The organism is Streptomyces rubradiris, assembly GCF_016860525.1.
GTDB classification, from domain to species: Bacteria; Actinomycetota; Actinomycetes; order Streptomycetales; family Streptomycetaceae; genus Streptomyces; species Streptomyces rubradiris.
Genome location: NZ_BNEA01000001.1, coordinates 1,024,496 through 1,041,975, shown reverse-complemented (window position 1 = coordinate 1,041,975; position 17,480 = coordinate 1,024,496). Strand labels below are relative to the sequence as shown.

14 protein-coding genes are annotated in these 17,480 nt (G+C 72.1%); 9 read left to right on the top strand and 5 right to left on the bottom strand.

What is annotated here, in order from left to right; all coding sequences use genetic code 11:
- Positions 1-43: 43 nt before the first annotated feature.
- The 4 genes from Srubr_RS04835 to Srubr_RS04820 all read right to left on the bottom strand — a co-directional run bounded on the left by Srubr_RS04835 (position 44) and on the right by Srubr_RS04820 (position 5,203).
- A complete protein-coding gene (locus Srubr_RS04835; protein WP_189996308.1) occupies positions 44-1,129 on the bottom strand; it encodes a hypothetical protein in 1,086 nt (361 codons plus the stop codon).
- A 71-nt stretch (positions 1,130-1,200) separates the two neighbouring features.
- Positions 1,201-3,147: a hypothetical protein gene (locus Srubr_RS04830; RefSeq protein ID WP_189996309.1), complete on the bottom strand. Its 1,947-nt coding sequence runs from the start codon at positions 3,145-3,147 to the stop codon at positions 1,201-1,203.
- Positions 3,144-3,893, bottom strand: a complete 750-nt coding sequence (locus Srubr_RS04825) for a toll/interleukin-1 receptor domain-containing protein (RefSeq protein ID WP_189996310.1) — start codon at positions 3,891-3,893, stop codon at positions 3,144-3,146. Before Srubr_RS04825 ends, Srubr_RS04830 begins: the two co-directional genes overlap by 4 nt.
- Positions 3,894-3,907: 14 nt before the next feature.
- The gene (locus Srubr_RS04820) at positions 3,908-5,203 is read right to left on the bottom strand and encodes a helix-turn-helix domain-containing protein (protein WP_189996311.1); all 1,296 of its coding nucleotides are present in this window, start codon (positions 5,201-5,203) and stop codon (positions 3,908-3,910) included.
- Positions 5,204-5,537: 334 nt separating this feature from the next.
- Here Srubr_RS04820 and Srubr_RS04815 point away from each other — a divergent pair, with 334 nt between their 5' ends.
- On the top strand, positions 5,538-7,697 hold the full coding sequence (locus Srubr_RS04815; protein WP_189996312.1) for a primosomal protein N': 2,160 nt from the start codon (positions 5,538-5,540) through the stop codon (positions 7,695-7,697).
- Between the two features lie 481 nt (positions 7,698-8,178).
- Here the strand turns inward: Srubr_RS04815 and Srubr_RS04810 are convergent, their stop codons facing one another.
- Positions 8,179-8,721, bottom strand: a complete 543-nt coding sequence (locus tag Srubr_RS04810) for a hypothetical protein (protein WP_189996313.1) — start codon at positions 8,719-8,721, stop codon at positions 8,179-8,181.
- Between the two features lie 215 nt (positions 8,722-8,936).
- Between Srubr_RS04810 and fmt the strand changes: the two genes are divergently transcribed.
- The 8 genes from fmt (at position 8,937) to Srubr_RS04770 (ending at position 17,468) form a co-directional block, all read left to right on the top strand.
- Positions 8,937-9,869, top strand: coding sequence for a methionyl-tRNA formyltransferase (gene fmt / locus Srubr_RS04805; protein WP_189996314.1), 933 nt, complete (start codon positions 8,937-8,939; stop codon positions 9,867-9,869).
- Positions 9,870-9,947: 78 nt separating this feature from the next.
- Positions 9,948-11,366 (top strand): RsmB/NOP family class I SAM-dependent RNA methyltransferase, encoded by a 1,419-nt coding sequence (locus Srubr_RS04800; protein ID WP_189996315.1) that lies wholly within the window; start codon positions 9,948-9,950, stop codon positions 11,364-11,366.
- Positions 11,367-11,421: 55 nt separating this feature from the next.
- The gene (gene rpe, locus Srubr_RS04795) at positions 11,422-12,108 is read left to right on the top strand and encodes a ribulose-phosphate 3-epimerase (protein WP_189996316.1); all 687 of its coding nucleotides are present in this window, start codon (positions 11,422-11,424) and stop codon (positions 12,106-12,108) included.
- A 90-nt stretch (positions 12,109-12,198) separates the two neighbouring features.
- Positions 12,199-13,242: a sugar-binding transcriptional regulator gene (locus Srubr_RS04790; RefSeq protein ID WP_189996317.1), complete on the top strand. Its 1,044-nt coding sequence runs from the start codon at positions 12,199-12,201 to the stop codon at positions 13,240-13,242.
- A 49-nt stretch (positions 13,243-13,291) separates the two neighbouring features.
- Positions 13,292-13,696, top strand: coding sequence for a guanyl-specific ribonuclease (locus Srubr_RS04785; protein ID WP_189996318.1), 405 nt, complete (start codon positions 13,292-13,294; stop codon positions 13,694-13,696).
- Positions 13,693-14,022, top strand: a complete 330-nt coding sequence (locus Srubr_RS04780; protein WP_189996319.1) for a barstar family protein — start codon at positions 13,693-13,695, stop codon at positions 14,020-14,022. Before Srubr_RS04785 ends, Srubr_RS04780 begins: the two co-directional genes overlap by 4 nt.
- Before the next feature lie 132 nt (positions 14,023-14,154).
- Positions 14,155-15,597, top strand: a complete 1,443-nt coding sequence (locus Srubr_RS04775) for a GuaB1 family IMP dehydrogenase-related protein (protein WP_189996320.1) — start codon at positions 14,155-14,157, stop codon at positions 15,595-15,597.
- Positions 15,598-15,980: 383 nt separating this feature from the next.
- A complete protein-coding gene (locus tag Srubr_RS04770) occupies positions 15,981-17,468 on the top strand; it encodes an amino acid permease (RefSeq protein WP_189996321.1) in 1,488 nt (495 codons plus the stop codon).
- Positions 17,469-17,480: the final 12 nt, after the last annotated feature.

The window sequence follows — 17,480 nt, the reverse complement described above, 5'->3', positions numbered from 1 at the left end:
CTTCCCTACTGGGGGCCGGGCCTCGGCGTGTCCGAGATGGCGTCTATCCGCCCTCGTATTCGTCCTCGGCAGGCCTTTCGGGGTCGTGCCCCTCCCCGTTGCCGCCGTCCCTGTCGTCGGTGAGGCAGCTGCCTCGCAAGGCGGCCTCGGCGTGGTGTTTGCCGTGGGCCCTCGCCACATCGGCGAGGCGCGTGGCGAACAGGTCCCGGTCGGGGTCGTCGGGGGAGATACCGAAACAGGCGAGCACGGAGTCTGCGGGGAAAGGAGGCTCAGTCTCGTCGGCCGATCCGGTACCGACCGGGTCGTCGGGTGTCAGCGGGGTCTCGCCGGGTTCCGCTTCGGCGGAGCGGTCTCCGGGCCGGTACACCATGTGCTCGAATTGCGGCGCCACGCTTTCGTTCCTGGCCGCCGCGGACAGTTGCGCGAACACCCCGATGCGATCGACCGCACCCTCCACCTCCTCCTCGTTCCTGGAAAGCCACCACACCACGGCACTGCCGGTGTCCTTCAGGACGTCCTCCCCCAGATAGGCCCTCTTGCTGCGCTCGTAGTTGCGTTCGTGCTCCCACACGTCTTCGTCCTTGCGCACGTTCGAGAGCCGGGTGAGGCGCTCGCGGTCGTGTTCAGGCAGGTCCAGTTCGACACTGTGTGCCATGGCCATCACACGCCCGCTGGCGTCCACCCGCATGGTGGCCAGGGCGCCGTCCAACTGGTGCCGGGCCAGCGAGCTGCGGTTCGGGGGCTGCTGTGCTGCGACGGACCTGGCCCGCTCCAGTATCGCCTCCACCGCGAGCCCTGCCGCATTGATCCAAGGGGCATCGTCAGGGGCGTCCAGCACGGTCCAGCGGACGGTGGCCGAGAAGGAGAAGTCGTAGTCGGCGACGGAACTGGGCAGTGCGACATGCGTGATCCGGTGCTCCTGCCGTTGCGCTTCGGGTAGCGGAAGGTCCGGCGTGGACAGGCCGTCATGCGCGATCTCCGACCGTTTCGGGCGCAGCATTCGATAGGTCGCCAACGCGGTGATCAGTAACAGCGGGCCACTGGCCGACCAAGCCCACCAGGGCCAGCCCATGGTCAGACCGAATATGACGAGTGTCAGCCCCAGAAGAAGGGTGACGAAGAGGGTCATGGCCCGATGGCCAGAACTCATGAAGAGCTCCCGTCATGGTGTTCTAGATGGGACACGGCGCAGGGCCGGCGTCAGGCGGTGCGGACGTACGCGTGGATGCCCTGAGCCTCGTTGATCGCCAGCAGGAGACGGGACGCCATGTCCGCCCGGCTGGGCTCGGGCCGGATGCGTACCCAGTCAAGAGCGACCCGGTAGAGGCGTCCGAACAGCTGCGTCTCCTGGGTGCAGGCGGCAGCGAGAACGCGGGCGACGAGATCGCGCTCGGCCGCGGTCTCACCGGCTTCGAGCCAGAGACACAGATGCGCAGGCCAGTCCGCCGAGCCGCTCAGGAGGCCGGCCCAGCAGGCTGCAAGCGCATGGCGCACGCTTCGGCGGCCGATGAGGCGGACGGGGTCCGGCAGCGCCCGGAAAACATCCAGATCGGCTTGGGATGATCGCTGACCGACTCCGGCTGCGAGTCGCTCCAGCATCAGCTGGTACAGACGGTCGTCGGCTGCCGACAACTGGATCATGGCTTTTCGTGCTTCCCACCGCACTCCCTCATGGGAGCGGCGGGCCAGATGATGCAGCCGCACCAGCGCCTGATCGGGGTGTGAGCGCGCCATCGTCTGCGAACACACCATGATCAGGACCCGGAGGAAGTGCACGCTTGTGTCGTCCGAGGTGGCCCAGTCGTAGATGCGCTGACGGAAGAAACGGCCGTGGCGGTCGTCCTCCAGACCTAGGACAAGTGCGCGGGCGGCCTCCGGGATGAGCCAGGCAGGGGCTCTGGATGCCGTCCACTGCTGTGCGAGCCAGGCGAGATCCTCAGGACGGGCGACACGGAGGGCCTCGTGAGCGAATCGGTTGACCGCCTCGCGTCGTACCGCGGCATCCAGTGCGGGATTGGCGGCTTGTCGCATGAGCCAATCCCGCAGTTCTCGGCGTATGTCCGGCAGGAATGTCCAGAAGTGCTGCCGTACGGCACGGTCGTAACCGTCGACGGCGAAGCGGACGCGACCGTCCGGGCCCGTTTCCGCGTGGACGGCAGCCAGCTCTGCGTAGAGGTCCGCCTGTTCCAGGCGAGGTGCCGGATCCGGAGGATGGCTCAGCAGTCCCAGCAGTCCGTTCGCCGCGTACAGAACCATGTCCGGGGTCGCCTCGTGAAACATGGCGACCGCCAGCTGAAGCGCTCTGTGACGTCCGTTCTGAGCTGCCGAGAAGTCCGCCGCGACCCTCTCGGTCTGGTCGTGCTGTTCTCGCAGTGCCTGCTTCAGCCAGTCCGGGAAGCCCCGGTCGGCGGGGGAGGCCATCCGAAGCCGGTTGATGCGATCGGCGAGCGCGGCCACGTCGCGCAACGGTGCCCGGGCCAGGAAGGAGGCGAGTTCAGCACCGCCCAGCAGCGCCTCGGACGGATGGATACCGGCACACCTGAGATGGGTGGCGAGCACCCGTCGGGCGCTCGGACGGGAGATCTCCGCCATGAGATACCGAAGGTCCCCGCGAAGGAGATAGCCGAGATGGTGGGGCAGTACCACCACGAGGTAGGCGTCGTTGGCGGCCACGGAGCTGCGAAAGTCCGACAGCGCGTTCTGTACGGCGATGTAGCGAGTCTCGTCGGCCTCCGAGAGATCCAGCAGCAGCCGGTCACCGCGGCCGACGTCACGGCCGTCCAGAGGCGGGCCCGCGGTGTCGTCGGAGGTGTCCGGCAACTCGTGCAAAGTGCCCTCACGCGCCGGCAGCTCATGGAGCAGCATCAGGGCTGCCGCACGCCGCCCACTGCCCGAGTGACCGCGGACGAGAACCGTGTGCTCGGCCCGCAACAGATCGCGCGCGTGTTGCATGCCGGGCGGGGCCACGAAACGTTCATGGAGGTGCCGGCGGTCCTCTTCGGCGACGGAACGTGGACGCCTGCGCGCCTGGTCACGCAGCCACTCTTCGGTGGACTGGAAGTAGAAGTTGTACTGGGCTCCCTCTCCGCTGTGGACGGAGCCGTGGGCCTTCCCGACGAAGGAGGCGAAGTGCAAAGCAGCGGTCACCGTTCGTCGCCTCCGCGAGGCGTCCGGGTGCCGAATCCCTGGCGGATGCCGCCGTGGTTGTCACCGGCGACGTAGTTCGTGCCGTCCCCGCTGAAATGCGGGCCGCCGTAGATGTCGCCGCGGCCGGTGTGGAACGGAGCGTGCGCTTCGTTGACGTAGGTTCCCACCGACCCGCCGACGTTGCCTATGCCACCGCTCTGGTGATCGGTGTGCACGCCGGAATCCGATTGGCGGTCGTCCGAGACCGCACGCTGTGCCCGGTCCAGTGCGGCGAGGGCCGGGACGCGTCGCACGAGGCTGTCCGCCAGCCTGTTCAGATCCGCCGCGAGAGTGGCGTGGCCCACCCGTGCGTACTGGCATTGAGCGAGTTCGGCGATCGAGTGCGGCAGAGTGCGCGCGTCCAACTGCTCCACCTTGCGAGCGATCAGGAGCGGGACCACGACCGCTCCCGAGGCCAGCGCCTCCTCTATCTCACGTCGCACCCAGTCATCAGGGTTGTCCAGAGCACGCCGGTCCGGCTGTCGCCGGTCGGGCGTGTTCAGCCACTCCTCGTCGATCAGCGCCAGCAAGACCCGGCAGTTCCGGGCCCCTCGTAACAGGGCCTCGGCGAAGTCCGTCCCCTCGGCGATCGACTTCCTGGCGAGAAAGACGCTGTCTTCGCCAAACCGGTTCGCGAGCACGTCGTGGCACCTGTACGCGAAGGGTTTGCCACCTTTGGTGCGGTAGTTGATGAAGATCTCGTGCATGTTCGGATTCCTCCTCAGTGATGAGCCGGGTGCGCTGCCGAGGCCGTCAGCTCCGGCAGCAACTCCCGTACCGCCGCGTTGCGGGCATGCCTCCCCAACGTTCGGCAGAGGCGGTGTACGTCGGCCTGCACGGTCGCGGAGTTGATGGTCCGCGAGGTGGGAAGCAGTTCGGCGGTGATGTGGCAGGCCTGGTCGAGATCACCGGCCGAGGCATGGGCCAGAGCACGGCGGACCCCGTACCGCGTCCTGGTGCGGAGCGCGTGCTCGGGGATGCGGGCGGTCTCCTCGTCGAGGATGGCGGCGGCCTGCCGGGGGCGTCCCAGGTCGTACAGGCACCAGCCGGTGAACATCGAGACCACGTCGGGGAGGTTCGAGGCACCGAGTACCGGCTGTGTGGGGTCCATCGCTGCCTGCGCGAGTAATTCCCTGGCGCGGTCGAGGCTGCGCATACAACCGGTGTGGTCCCCGTTCACTGCCCTGCCTTGTGCCAGATGCTGTGCGGCCAGTCCCCGAACACGCGTCGGCGCCTCGCTTTCCAGGGCGTATGCGGCCAATTCCATCGATTCCGCGACGTCTCCGCGATAGAGACTGATCAGGGACCGTCGCACTTGGGCGTAGACGGCGAGATCCTTGTCCGCGCCCGCCGAGGCGAGTTGTACGGCACGGTCCGTCCACCAGAGAGCGGCCGCCTCGTCACCCGACTCCTGCGCCATCCAGCCCGCGTACTCGGCGTAGCGTGAGGCCAGCACCAAGAGCTCCTTGCGGCCCCGGGGCCCGCTGGCCACCGCCAACTGCTCGAGGCTGTGAGTCTGGGCAATGAGCGGTGGCAGCACATGGGCCGCTCCCGCCGCCTGGCCGAGCCGGCGCAGTTGCTCGAACAGCAATCGAGATGCGTCGACCACCGCCTCGGCCCCCTCCAGACGAGGCAGCGCCGGCTGCGGAACGGATGTCTGAAGAGTCAGCACCGACGCAGCGCCGGCCGCGATCAGATCACGCCGCCTCAGGCGTTGGAAGGAACCGGAACCGTCCTTGCGGAGTTGCATCAGCCACACCTCGTCGTCGTTGCCGGAATTGGGCGAAGGCGGCTGAGGGTGCGGGATCTCGACCAGACAGGTCAGTTCACCACCGGCACCGAGTGTGGAATCGCAGAGGCGCGCCAGCTCCGCTGTGGGGCGTTTGAGTCCTCGTTCCACCTTGCTCAACTGGCTCTTGCTGTAGTGGACCCGTTGTCCCAGCTGTTGCAGAGAAAGCCCGGCCGCGATGCGCCGTCTGCGGAGCTCACGCCCGAAATCCTGCCAGTGCTCCCGCACTCCTACCTCCGTTGCTCCCCGGCCGGCAGCCGAAGGGAGACGCGAATCAGAGTGCGCCGGGCGGCTGGGCCGGACAAGGTGAAACAGGCGTTTCCCGTTTCCTCATCCGGAGCGAAACCGAATGGCGGGGACATGTCGAGAAAGCGATTCCGGCCACCAGTGGCGCCGTCGTGAAAACCGGGTGTGAGGAGCGGTCGAACAGGGCACCGACGCGTCGGAGGAAAGCAGTGTGGACGTGGGGACACCGCTGGAGGGCACGGGTACCGCTGCCGATAGCCCGCAGGAGGTCGGCACCCCGGGGGCATTGTCGGTGCCGTTTGGTAAGAATGCTGGCGTGAGCAGCGAGGACGGGGTTTCCCGGGGAGACGGGGGCGGTGGGGCCGAAGGGGCGCCGCCGGAGCAGCTCGCGCTGATCCGGGAGAGTGTGCGCAAGGCCAGGGTGCCGCGGGCCAAGCCGCGGACCTGGCGGGGGGCCGCGCTGGCGCCGGAGCTGCCGGTCGCCCGGGTGCTGGTCGACAAGGGCGTGCTCCACCTCGACCGGTACTTCGACTACGCGGTGCCCGCCGAGCTGGACGCCGAGGCACAGCCCGGGGTGCGGGTGCGGGTGCGGTTCGGCGCCGGGCGGCACCGGGTGCGCGAGGGGCGCCGGGAGGGCGGCGGGCTCATCGACGGCTTCCTCATCGAGCGCCGGGCCGAGTCCGACTACTCCGGACCGCTCGCCGCGCTCGCCCAGGTCGTCTCCCCGGAGCCGGTACTGGGCGAGGAACTGCTCGGCCTCGCGCGGGCTGTCGCCGACCGGTATGCCGGCAGCCTCGCCGACGTGCTCCAACTGGCCGTGCCGCCGCGCAACGCCCGCGCCGAACAGCGGCCGTCCCCCGTGCCGCTGCCCCCGCCGCAGGCACCCGACGCCGGTTCCTGGGCGCGATACGAGCACGGGGGCGCCTTCCTCGACGCGCTGGCCTCCGGCGGGGCGCCCAGGGCCGTGTGGCACGCGCTGCCCGGCCCGATGTGGAGCGAGGAACTGGCCCGGGCCGTCGCCGCCACCCTCGCCTCCGGGCGGGGCGCCCTGGTCGTCGTACCGGACGGGCGGGCCGCCGCGCGCGTCGACGCCGCGCTGACCGCTCTGCTCGGCCCCGGCCGGCACGCGCTGCTCACCGCCGACGCCGGCCCCGAGAAGCGGTACGCGCAGTGGCTGGCGGTGCGGCGCGGTTCCGTGCGCGCCGTCGTCGGGACGCGGGCGGCGATGTTCGCGCCCGTGCGGGACCTCGGGCTCGTCGCCGTCTGGGACGACGGCGACGACAGCCACAGCGAGCCGCACGCCCCGCAGCCGCACGCCCGCGATGTGCTGCTGCTGCGGGCCGCGCTGGACCGGTGCGGCTTCCTGCTGGGCAGTTGGGGCTGCACCGTGGAGGCCGCCCAGCTCGTCGAGACCGGCTGGGCCCGGCCGCTGGTGGCCGGGCGCGAGCAGGTGCGCCGGGCCGCGCCCCTCGTCCGCACCGTCGGCGACGAGGACCTCGCGCGCGACGAGGCGGCCCGCGCCGCCCGGCTGCCCAGCCTCGCCTGGCAGGCGGCCCGCGAGGGGCTGCGGCACGGGCCGGTGCTGGTGCAGGTGCCCCGGCGCGGCTACACCCCCCGCATGGCCTGCGCCCGGTGCCGCGCGCCCGCCCGGTGCCGGCAGTGCTCGGGGCCGCTGGAGGGACAGGACGGCGGCGTGCTGCGGTGCGGCTGGTGCGGGCAGGGCGAGAGCGCCTGGCACTGCCCGGAGTGCGGCGGTTTCCGGCTCCGCGCCCAGATCATCGGCGCGCGCCGCACCGCCGAGGAACTGGGGCGCGCGTTTCCCGCCGTACCGGTGCGCACCTCGGGGCGCGAGCACGTACTGGACACCGTTCCGGACACGCCCGCGCTGGTGGTCAGCACGCCGGGCGCCGAACCGGTGGCCGAGGGCGGCTACGCGGCGGCCCTGCTCCTGGACGGCTGGGCCATGCTCGGACGTCCCGATCTGCGGGCCGGGGAGGACGCGCTGCGCCGGTGGATCGCGGCCGGTGCGCTGGTGCGGCCGCAGGGCGAGGGGGGCACCGTGGTCGTGGTGGCCGAGCCCACCCTGCGGCCCGTCCAGGCGCTGGTGCGCTGGGACCCCGTCGGGCATGCCGTGCGGGAACTGTCCGAGCGGGCCGAACTGGGCTTCCCTCCGGTGTCCCGGATGGCGGCCGTGTCCGGGCCGCCGGCGGCCGTCGCCGAGTTCCTGACGGCCGTCGAGCTGCCGCCGGACGCCGAGGTGCTGGGCCCGGTCCCGCTGCCGCCCCCGCAGCCCGGCCGGCCGCGCCGGCCCGGCGCGCCCCCGCCCGGCGAACACTGGGAACGGGCGCTCGTCCGCGTCCCGCCGGGCAGCGGCGCCGCCCTGGCCACGGCCCTGAAGACCGCCCAGGCCGCCCGCATGGCCCGGGGCAGCGCCGACCAGGTACGGGTCCGCGTCGACCCACCGGACATCGGCTGAGCCGCGGAAGGTGCTGCGGCTGGCGGGCGCCTCCGAGCACCCCGTCGCACAGGTACTGGCCAGGGAGCGGTGGAGCGGTCGGGCCGGGTGCCGGGCAGGAGACGGGCTACTGGCCATCTGATGGGCCCCGGGGTGGCCGACCCGGCTCGGATGGGCCCCGAGGGTGACCGACCCGGCTCGGATGGGCCCCGGGGTGGCCGACCCCGGCGCTGATACGGCCCGCACGCGGCCTCGTGTTCCCCGCCACACGCCAGCCGGGCCACTCCGGGCCACTCCGGGACACACCGGCTCCGCCGCCCTCGGCGTGAGGTGAGCCCCGCTGCCCGGCTCTCGTCGCCCGCGCCACACAGGCGAGCCCCGCTGCCCGGCCCCCGTCGCCCGCCCCACACAGGCGAGCCCCGCCGTCGGCCCCCCGTCGCCCGCGCCGCACATCCGCCCTCCCGGCTCTCTCCGGGAGGGCGGGGTCGGGTGGTCGGTGGGATCAGCCGTTGCGCGGGCTGGGGAACGGGGCGGGGCGGGTGTCGTCGCGGCGGGCGGGGGCCGTCGCGGTCGGCTGGGTGGGCATGGAGCGGGCCGCGGGCACCGTCGGCACGGCGGGCAGCCCGGTGTTCACATTGATCGTGCGGGTGCCGGACGGCTCCGGTGTCCGCTCCGCCTCGGCCGCAGCCTGGGCCGCCGCCCGGCGGGCGCCGTAGCGGCGGTGCACCGCCTGTTTGGTGACCCCGAGTGCCGAGCCCACCGCGTCCCACGAGAAACCGAGTGAGCGGTCGAAGTCCACCGCGGCCGTGACCAGTGTCTCGACACTGTCGCGGAGTTCCTGGGCGAGGCGGACCGTCGGGGCGGGGGCGCGTCCGTAGACGACGAAGCCCGTGGACGGGCCGGAGCGGCGCGGGCGGTAGACGTTGCCCAACTGGGCGGTGAGCGTGCGCAGCGCGTCCACCTGCCGGCGGACCCGCTCGATGTCCCGCACCAGCAAGTGCAGGCTGGCCCGGGCCTGGGCGTCGTGGGTTGCGTGGTCGGCCATGAACAAGCCTCTCGAACCGGCGTTGAAAGGAATTCGGCCGCGAAAGCGGCCCGATGTGGTCAACTCTTTCTTGACCAACGCGCCGGCCCTCCGCTGGTCACGGGGTGGGGGCGTACGGGCATATGCGTACGCCGGTCGCCCACCCGTGCGCCGTCCATGGTCATACACTGGTGCGCTGCCCGACCGACCCCCGCCCGAGAGGCCCGATCCCGCCCATGAAGCTCGTCTTCGCCGGTACCCCCGAGGTCGCCGTTCCCGCCCTGGACGCCCTGCTCGCCTCCGGGCGGCACGAGGTGGCCGCCGTCGTCACGCGGCCCGACGCGCCGGCCGGGCGCGGGCGCAGGCTGGTCGCGTCCCCCGTGGCCGAGCGGGCGGAGGAGGCCGGGATCGAGGTGCTGAAGCCGCTCAAGCCCCGGGACCCGGACTTCCTGGAGCGGCTGAAGCAGATCGCCCCGGACTGCTGCCCGGTCGTCGCCTACGGCGCCCTGCTGCCCCGTCCCGCCCTGGACATCCCGGCCCACGGCTGGGTCAACCTGCACTTCTCGCTGCTGCCCGCCTGGCGCGGTGCCGCGCCCGTGCAGCACGCCATCATGGCGGGCGACGAGATCACCGGGGCGTCCATCTTCCTCATCGAGGAGGGCCTGGACTCCGGGCCCGTCTACGGCACCGTCACCGAGGCGATCCGCCCCACCGACACCAGCGGCGACCTGCTCACCCGGCTCGCCTTCGCGGGCGCCGGACTGCTCGCCGCCACCATGGACGGCATCGAGGACGGCTCCCTGGAGGCCGTGCCGCAGCCCGCCGAGGGCGTCTCCCTCGCGCCGAAGATCACCGTCGAGGACGCCCGGGTGGACTGGGCGGCGCCCGCGCTGCGCGTCGACCGGGTCGTGCGCGGCTGCACCCCGGCGCCCGGCGCCTGGACCACCTTCCGCGGCGAGCGGCTCAAGCTCGTTCAGGTCACCCCCGTGCCCGAGCGGACCGGTCTCGCGCCGGGCCGGCTCGCGGTGGGCAAGAACAGCGTGCACGTGGGCACCGGCTCGTACGCGGTGGAACTGCTGTGGGTGCAGGCCCAGGGCAAGAAGCCGATGCGCGCGGCCGACTGGGCGCGCGGGGTGCGCATCGCGGAGGGCGAGACGCTCGGCGGCTGACGCCCCGGACGGCGGTGGCGGGGACGCCCCGACGTAGGCTGGAGGGGCATCCCCTTCTATCCCCGGAGCACCTTTTTCGTGAGCGAGTCCTCCCGGCGGCCGCGCAGGCCCGCCAAGCCCTACCGCCGTCCCCAGAAGGACCCCGTCCGCATCCTGGCCTTCGAGGCGCTGCGCGCGGTGGACGAACGGGACGCCTACGCCAACCTCGTGCTGCCCCCGCTGCTGCGCAAGGCCCGTGAGAAGGGCGACTTCGACGCCCGGGACGCCGCGCTCGCCACCGAGCTGGTGTACGGCACGCTGCGCCGGCAGGGCACGTACGACGCCGTCATCGCCGCCTGTGTCGACCGGCCGCTGCGCGAGGTCGACCCGCCGGTGCTGGACGTGCTCGGCCTCGGCGTGCACCAGCTGCTCGGCACCCGGATCCCGACGCACGCCGCCGTCTCCGCCACCGTGGAGCTGGCCCGGGTGGTGCTCGGCGACGGCCGGGCCAAGTTCGTCAACGCCGTGCTCCGCAAGGTCGCGCGGGACGACCTGGCGGGCTGGACCGAGAAGGTCGCGCCGCCCTACGACGAGGACCCCGAGGACCACCTGGCCGTCGTGCACTCGCACCCGCGCTGGGTCGTCTCCGCGCTCTGGGACTCCCTCGGCGGTGGCCGGGCCGGCATCGAGGAGCTGCTGGCGGCCGACAACGAACGGCCCGAGGTGACCCTGGTCGCCCGCCCCGGGCGGGCCACCACCGAGGAACTGCTGCGCGAGGACGCCGCCGTACCGGGCCGCTGGTCGCCGTACGCCGTCCGGCTCGCGGAGGGCGGCGAGCCGGGCGCGGTCGAGGCCGTGCGCGAGGGCCGGGCCGGCGTGCAGGACGAGGGCAGCCAGCTGGTCGCCCTCGCGCTCGCGAACGCCCCGCTCGACGGGCCCGACGCGAAGTGGCTCGACGGCTGCGCCGGTCCCGGCGGCAAGGCCGCGCTGCTCGGCGCCCTGGCCGCCGAGCGCGGTGCCGTGCTGCTCGCCTCCGAGAAGCAGCCGCACCGGGCCGGTCTGGTCGCCAAGGCGCTGCACGGCAACCCGGGCCCGTACCAGGTCATCGCCGCCGACGGCACCCGCCCGCCGTGGCGCCCCGGCAGCTTCGACCGGGTGCTGGTGGACGTCCCGTGCACCGGCCTCGGCGCTCTGCGCCGCCGCCCCGAGGCCCGCTGGCGCCGCCGCCCCGAGGATCTGGACAGCTTCGCCCCGCTCCAGCGCGCCCTGCTGCGCACCGCCCTGGACTCCGTACGCGTCGGCGGGGTCGTCGGCTACGCGACCTGCTCCCCGCACCTCGCCGAGACCCGGGCGGTGGTGGCCGACGTCCTCAAGCAGCATCCCGAAACCGACCTGATCGACGCCCGCCCCCTGCTTCCCGGTCTGCCCGGCCTGGGCGAGGGCCCGGATGTCCAGCTGTGGCCCCATCTGCACGGCACGGACGCGATGTACCTGGCCCTGATCCGCAGGACCGGGTAGCGCGGGCCGCCCTGGGCCCGGCCCGCCCCGTCCGGCAGGGCATAGGCTTGGGGCCATGTCCGTGCAGATCAATCCCAGCATCCTGTCCGCCGACTTCGCCCGCCTTGCGGACGAGGCCGAGGCGGTCCGCGGCGCCGACTGGCTCCATGTCGACGTCATGGACAACCACTTCGTCCCGAACCTCACCCTCGGCGTGCCGGTGGTGGAGTCCCTGGCCCGGGCGACGGACACCCCGCTGGACTGCCACCTGATGATCGAGGACCCCGACCGGTGGGCCCCTCAGTACGTCGAGGCGGGGGCGTCCTCGGTCACCTTCCACGTGGAGGCCGCGGCCGCCCCGGTGCGGCTCGCCCGGGAGATCCGCGCGAAGGGCGCCCGCGCGTCCATGGCGCTGAAGCCCGCGACGCCCATCGAGCCGTTCGAGGACCTGCTGCCGGAACTCGACATGCTGCTGGTCATGACGGTGGAGCCGGGCTTCGGCGGCCAGGCGTTCCTCGACATCATGCTGCCGAAGATCCGCCGCACCCGGGAGCTGATCAAGAAGCACGGTCTGCAGCTGTGGCTCCAGGTCGACGGCGGTGTGTCGGCCGCCACCATCGAGCGGTGCGCGGACGCGGGAGCGGACGTGTTCGTCGCCGGCTCGGCCGTGTACGGCGCCGAGGACCCGGCCGAGGCGGTGCGCGCGCTGCGCGCCCAGGCGGAGTCGGCCACCGCCAAGGCGTCCTGGGCATGCGACCACTGAGCCACGGCGAAGTGAACGGTTGAATGAAGGCCGCCCATCAGGGCGGATCAGTCGCCCCGAATCTGCGAGGATGAACGGCGAATCCAGAGTGTGAACAGCAGTGAGGAGATCGCCGTGTCGGGTATGTCGGCGGGCCGGTCAGCCATGCGGATGGGACCCGCTGAGCTGGTGCAGGCGGCGGCCATGGCCCGCCGCTTCTACCTCGAGGGCAAGTCCAAGATCCAGATCGCGGAGGAGTTCGGCGTCAGCCGCTTCAAGGTGGCCCGGGTCCTGGAGACCGCCCTTGAGCGGGACCTCGTACGCATCGAGATCCGTGTGCCGGCCGAGCTGGACGCCGAGCGCTCCGACGCGCTCCGCGCCCGCTACGGCCTGCGGCACGCCGTCGTGGTCGAGTCCCCGGCCGAGGCGGAGGAGACCCCGGACCCCGAGAACCTCGGTGAGGTCGCCGCCGACCTGCTCGGCGAACTCGTCAACGAGGGCGACGTGCTCGGCCTGGCCTGGGGCCGGTCCACCATCCACATGGCGGCGGCGCTCGACCGGCTGCCGCCGTGCACGGTGGTGCAGCTGACGGGCGTGTACGACGCCGGGACCGCCGAGCGCGGCTCGGTGGAGGCCGTCCGCCGGGCCGCCCAGGTCTCGGGCGGCGACGCGCACCCCATCTACGCGCCGATGCTGCTGCCGGACGCGGCCACCGCGGCGGCACTGCGCAACCAGACCGGGATCGCCCGGGCCTTCGAGTACTTCGACAAGGTCACGGTCGCCTGTGTCTCCATCGGCTCCTGGGAGCCGGGCATCTCGACCGTGCACGACATGCTCAGCGACGAGGAGCGCGCGCACTACGCCTCGCTCGGTGTCGCCGCCGAGATGTCGGCGCACCTCTTCGACGCCGAGGGACGCCGGGTCGGCCGGGACCTGGGGGAGCGGTGCATCACGGTCAAGGCCGACCAGCTGCGCCGCATCCCGGAGGTGGTGGCGATCGCGGGCGGGCAGCGCAAGGCCGCCGCGATCGACGCGGTGCTGCGCTCCGGGCTGGTCACCAGCCTGGTGACCGACACCTCGGCCGCCGACCACCTGCTGACGGCGGGCCAGGCGCCGAGGCCGGCGCTCAGCCGTCAGGACCCCGACGGGGGCTGACGGCGCCTCCCGGCGGGCCCGGACGGGACGGCCGTGGCAGCATCGACGCATGCCGCCACGGTTCGTCCCCCGCGTCCTCGCCGGGCTGCTGGTCTGTCTCGCCGTCCTCCTGACGGGATGCTCCGGCGGCTCTCCGCCGGCCTCCCCGGGCGCCTCCGCCCCGGCCTGGGCGCACGGCATGGCCACCGTCCCCGCGTCCCGGCTGCCCGCCGAGGCCCGCAGGACCCTGGCCCTCATCGACCGGGGCGGGCCCTTCCCCCACGCCCAGGACGGGGCCGTCTTCGGGAACTTCGAGGGGCACCTGCCCAAGCACCGGCGCGGCTACTACCACGAGTACACCGTGAAGACCCCCGGCTCCCGCGACCGGGGCGCCCGGCGCCTGGTCACCGGACAGGGCGGGGAGATCTACTACACCGATGACCACTACGACTCGTTCCGGGCGGTACTGAGATGAGCCAAGACCCGGCCGGCCCGCTCGTGGCCGTGCTCGACCTCGACGGCGTCACGGACAAGGCGGGCCTGATGGACCGTGTCGCCCGGGCCCTGGCGCTGCCCGACTGGTTCGGCCGCAACTGGGACGCGCTGGCCGACTCCCTGTCCGATCACACGGTCTGGCCCGAGGGCGCCGTGGAGCGCGGGCTGCTGCTCGTCGTACGGAACTGGCGGCCGTACGCCGGGGCCCGGCCCGCGGAGTGGCGGACCGCCGAGGAGGTCCTCACCGAGGCCGCGGACCGCACGACCGCCCTCACCGTCGCCCTCGCCCTTGGAGGAACCTCCTAGCCGGTCGGTGGCGACCCTGGATGTTCTGTCAGGGCATGACAGACACCCGGCCATGGGAGAATGAAGTACGTGCTCTTTCCCCCTGGCACACCTGCCAGGGGGTCACCTCTGATCGACTGGGATGTGCAGCACGTGCGTTTCCTCAATGACATCCAGCCCGCGTACGACCTGACGTACGACGACGTGTTCATGGTGCCGCGCCGCTCCGCGGTGGGCTCGCGTCAGGGCGTGGACCTCGCCTCGCCGGACGGGACGGGCACCACCATCCCGCTCGTCGTCGCGAACATGACCGCCATCGCCGGCCGCCGCATGGCCGAGACGGTGGCCCGCCGCGGCGGGCTCGTGGTCATCCCGCAGGACATCCCGATCGACGTCGTCACCGATGTGATCTCCTGGGTGAAGAGCCGGCACCTGGTGCTGGACACCCCGATCGTGCTGGCCCCGCACCAGACCGTCGCCGACGCCCTGGCGCTGCTGCCCAAGCGGGCGCACAACGCCGGTGTGGTCGTGGACGACAACCACCGGCCCGTCGGTGTCGTCACCGACGCCGACCTGACCGGTGTCGACCGCTTCACCCAGCTCGAAGTCGTCATGTCCAAGGACCTGCTCCTGCTGGACGCCGACATCGACCCGCGCGAGGCCTTCAACACCCTCGACCACCACAACCGCCGCTACGCCCCGGCCGTCGACAAGGACGGCAGGCTCGCCGGCATCCTCACCCGCAAGGGCGCCCTGCGCGCCACGCTGTACAGCCCGGCCGTCGACGCCGACGGCAAGCTGCGGATCGCCGCCGCCGTCGGCATCAACGGCGACGTGGCGGGCAAGGCCAAGCAGCTGCTCGACGCGGGCGTGGACACGCTCGTCATCGACACCGCGCACGGCCACCAGGAGTCGATGATCAGCGCCATCCAGGTGGTGCGCGCCCTCGACCCGAAGGTGCCGATCGTCGCGGGCAACATCGTCTCCGCCGAGGGTGTGAAGGACCTCATCGACGCGGGCGCCGACATCATCAAGGTCGGTGTCGGTCCGGGCGCCATGTGCACCACCCGCATGATGACCGGTGTGGGCCGCCCGCAGTTCTCCGCCGTCCTGGAGTGCGCCGCCGAGGCGAAGAAGTACGGCAAGCACGTCTGGGCCGACGGCGGTGTCCGCCACCCGCGCGACGTCGCCATGGCCCTCGCGGCCGGCGCGTCCAACGTGATGATCGGCTCCTGGTTCGCCGGCACCTACGAGTCGCCGGGCGACCTCCAGCACGACGCCCAGGGCCGTGCCTACAAGGAGTCCTTCGGCATGGCCTCCGCGCGTGCCGTGCGCAACCGCACCTCGGAGGAGTCGGCCTACGACCGCGCCCGCAAGGCGCTGTTCGAGGAGGGCATCTCCACCTCCCGGATGTTCCTCGACCCGGCCCGCCCGGGCGTCGAGGACCTGATCGACTCGATCATCGCGGGCGTCCGCTCCTCCTGCACCTACGCCGGCGCCGGCTCGCTGGAGGAGTTCGCCGAGAAGGCGATCGTCGGCATCCAGAGCGCGGCCGGCTACGCCGAGGGCAAGCCGCTGCACGCCAGCTGGAGCTGACCCGCGGCCTGCCGCACCCCCGCACGACGGCCCCCGCCGTTCCCCACCCGGGAACGGCGGGGGCCGTCGCCGTATCCGCCGGCTTCCGATCCGCCGACCTCGCCAAAAGGTGCTCTTCAGGGCATCGCGCAACGGTCGACAGCACACGCGCAACGATTTGTCATCAGGGGCGGATGAACGCAATGATTCTGCGGGGATGCGCAAGGTTGCTGCATTACGCCCGTGAAGGCCCGCCTCATAGGGTGCTGCGCTAGTACGTGCGTGGCGGGGACCCCGCTCGGTGGGTTCCCGCCCTTGCGAGGCCCACCGGTCCCCGTCCACGAGGGCCGGCTCAGCCGCCGGTCCGCGTCCGCACCACACCGGCAGCGATAAGGAGCCAGCGCGTGCTCGACCAAGGCGCACCCCCGCAGAACCAGATACCGGCCGCCCCCGCGTCCCCGGGCGTCGCCGCGCGCCTGATGCGTCGCAAGCCGGTGGAACGCCTGGTCGCGGAGGGCGGCCACGGCGAGGGAGGACAGCTTCGGCGCTCCCTCGGACTGTGGCAGCTGACCATGATCAGCATCGGTGCCACCCTCGGCACCGGCATCTTCGTCGTCCTCGGCGACGCCGTCCCCGAGGCCGGCCCCGCGGTCACCCTGTCCTTCGTGATCGCCGGGCTCACCGCGCTGTTCTCGGCCCTGTCCTACGCCGAGCTGGCGGGCAGCATCCCGGTCGCCGGCTCCTCGTACTCGTACGCATACGCAACGATGGGCGAGCTGGTCGCCTGGGTCTGCGGCTGGTGCCTGATCCTGGAGTACGGCGTCTCGGTGGCCGCCGTCGCCGTCGGCTGGGGCGAGTACCTGAACGAGCTGCTGGACGGCACCATCGGCGTCACCATCCCGGGCGTGCTGTCCTCGGCCCCCGGCGAGGGCGGCGTCATCAACCTGCCCGCGCTGGTCGTCGTCCTGCTGGCGATGGTGTTCCTGCTCGGCGGCGCCCGCGAGTCCGCCCGCGCCAACACGATCATGGTGTGCGTGAAGATCGTCGCCCTCGTGCTGTTCTGCGCGGTCGGCATCATGGGCTTCAAGTCCGGCAACTACGCCGACTTCATGCCGCTCGGCATGACCGGCGTCAGCGCCGCCGGCGCCACGCTGTTCTTCTCGTACATCGGCTTCGACGCCGCCTCCACCGCCGGCGAGGAGGCCAAGGACCCCAAGCGGGACCTGCCGCGGGCGATCATGCTGTCGCTGATCATCGTCACCGCGCTGTACGTGCTCGTCGCGGGTGTCGCCGTCGGCGCCTGGAACTGGAAGAAGTTCGACGGCTCGGAGGCATCCCTCGCCGCGATCATGAACGATGTCAGCGGCCAGACCTTCTGGGGCACGATGCTGGCGCTCGGCGCGGTCATCTCCATCGCGAGCGTGGTGCTCACCGTGCTCTACGGCCAGACCCGCATCCTGTTCGCGATGTCCCGCGACGGCCTGGTGCCCAAGGCGCTCGGCAAGGTCCACCGCAAGACCGGCGCCCCCCGCCTCAACACGGTGATCGTCTCCCTGTTCTGCGGTGCGCTCGCCGCCCTCATCCCGCTGGGCAAGCTCGTCGACGCCACCAGCATCGGCACCCTGTTCGCCTTCGCCCTGGTCAACATCGCGGTCATCGTGCTGCGCTACAAGCGGCCGAACCTGGAGCGGACCTTCAAGGTGCCGTTCGGGCCGGTGCTGCCGGTGCTCGGCTTCCTGTTCTGCGCGTACAACATGTTCAGCCTCGACACCGTGACCTGGGTCGTCTTCGGATGCTGGATGGCCGCCGGGCTCGTGTTCTACTTCCTGTACGGCTATCGCCGTTCCCGTCTCGCGACCGGCGACGACCTCGCGGTGACGGCAGTGAAGTGACCGAACCGAAGA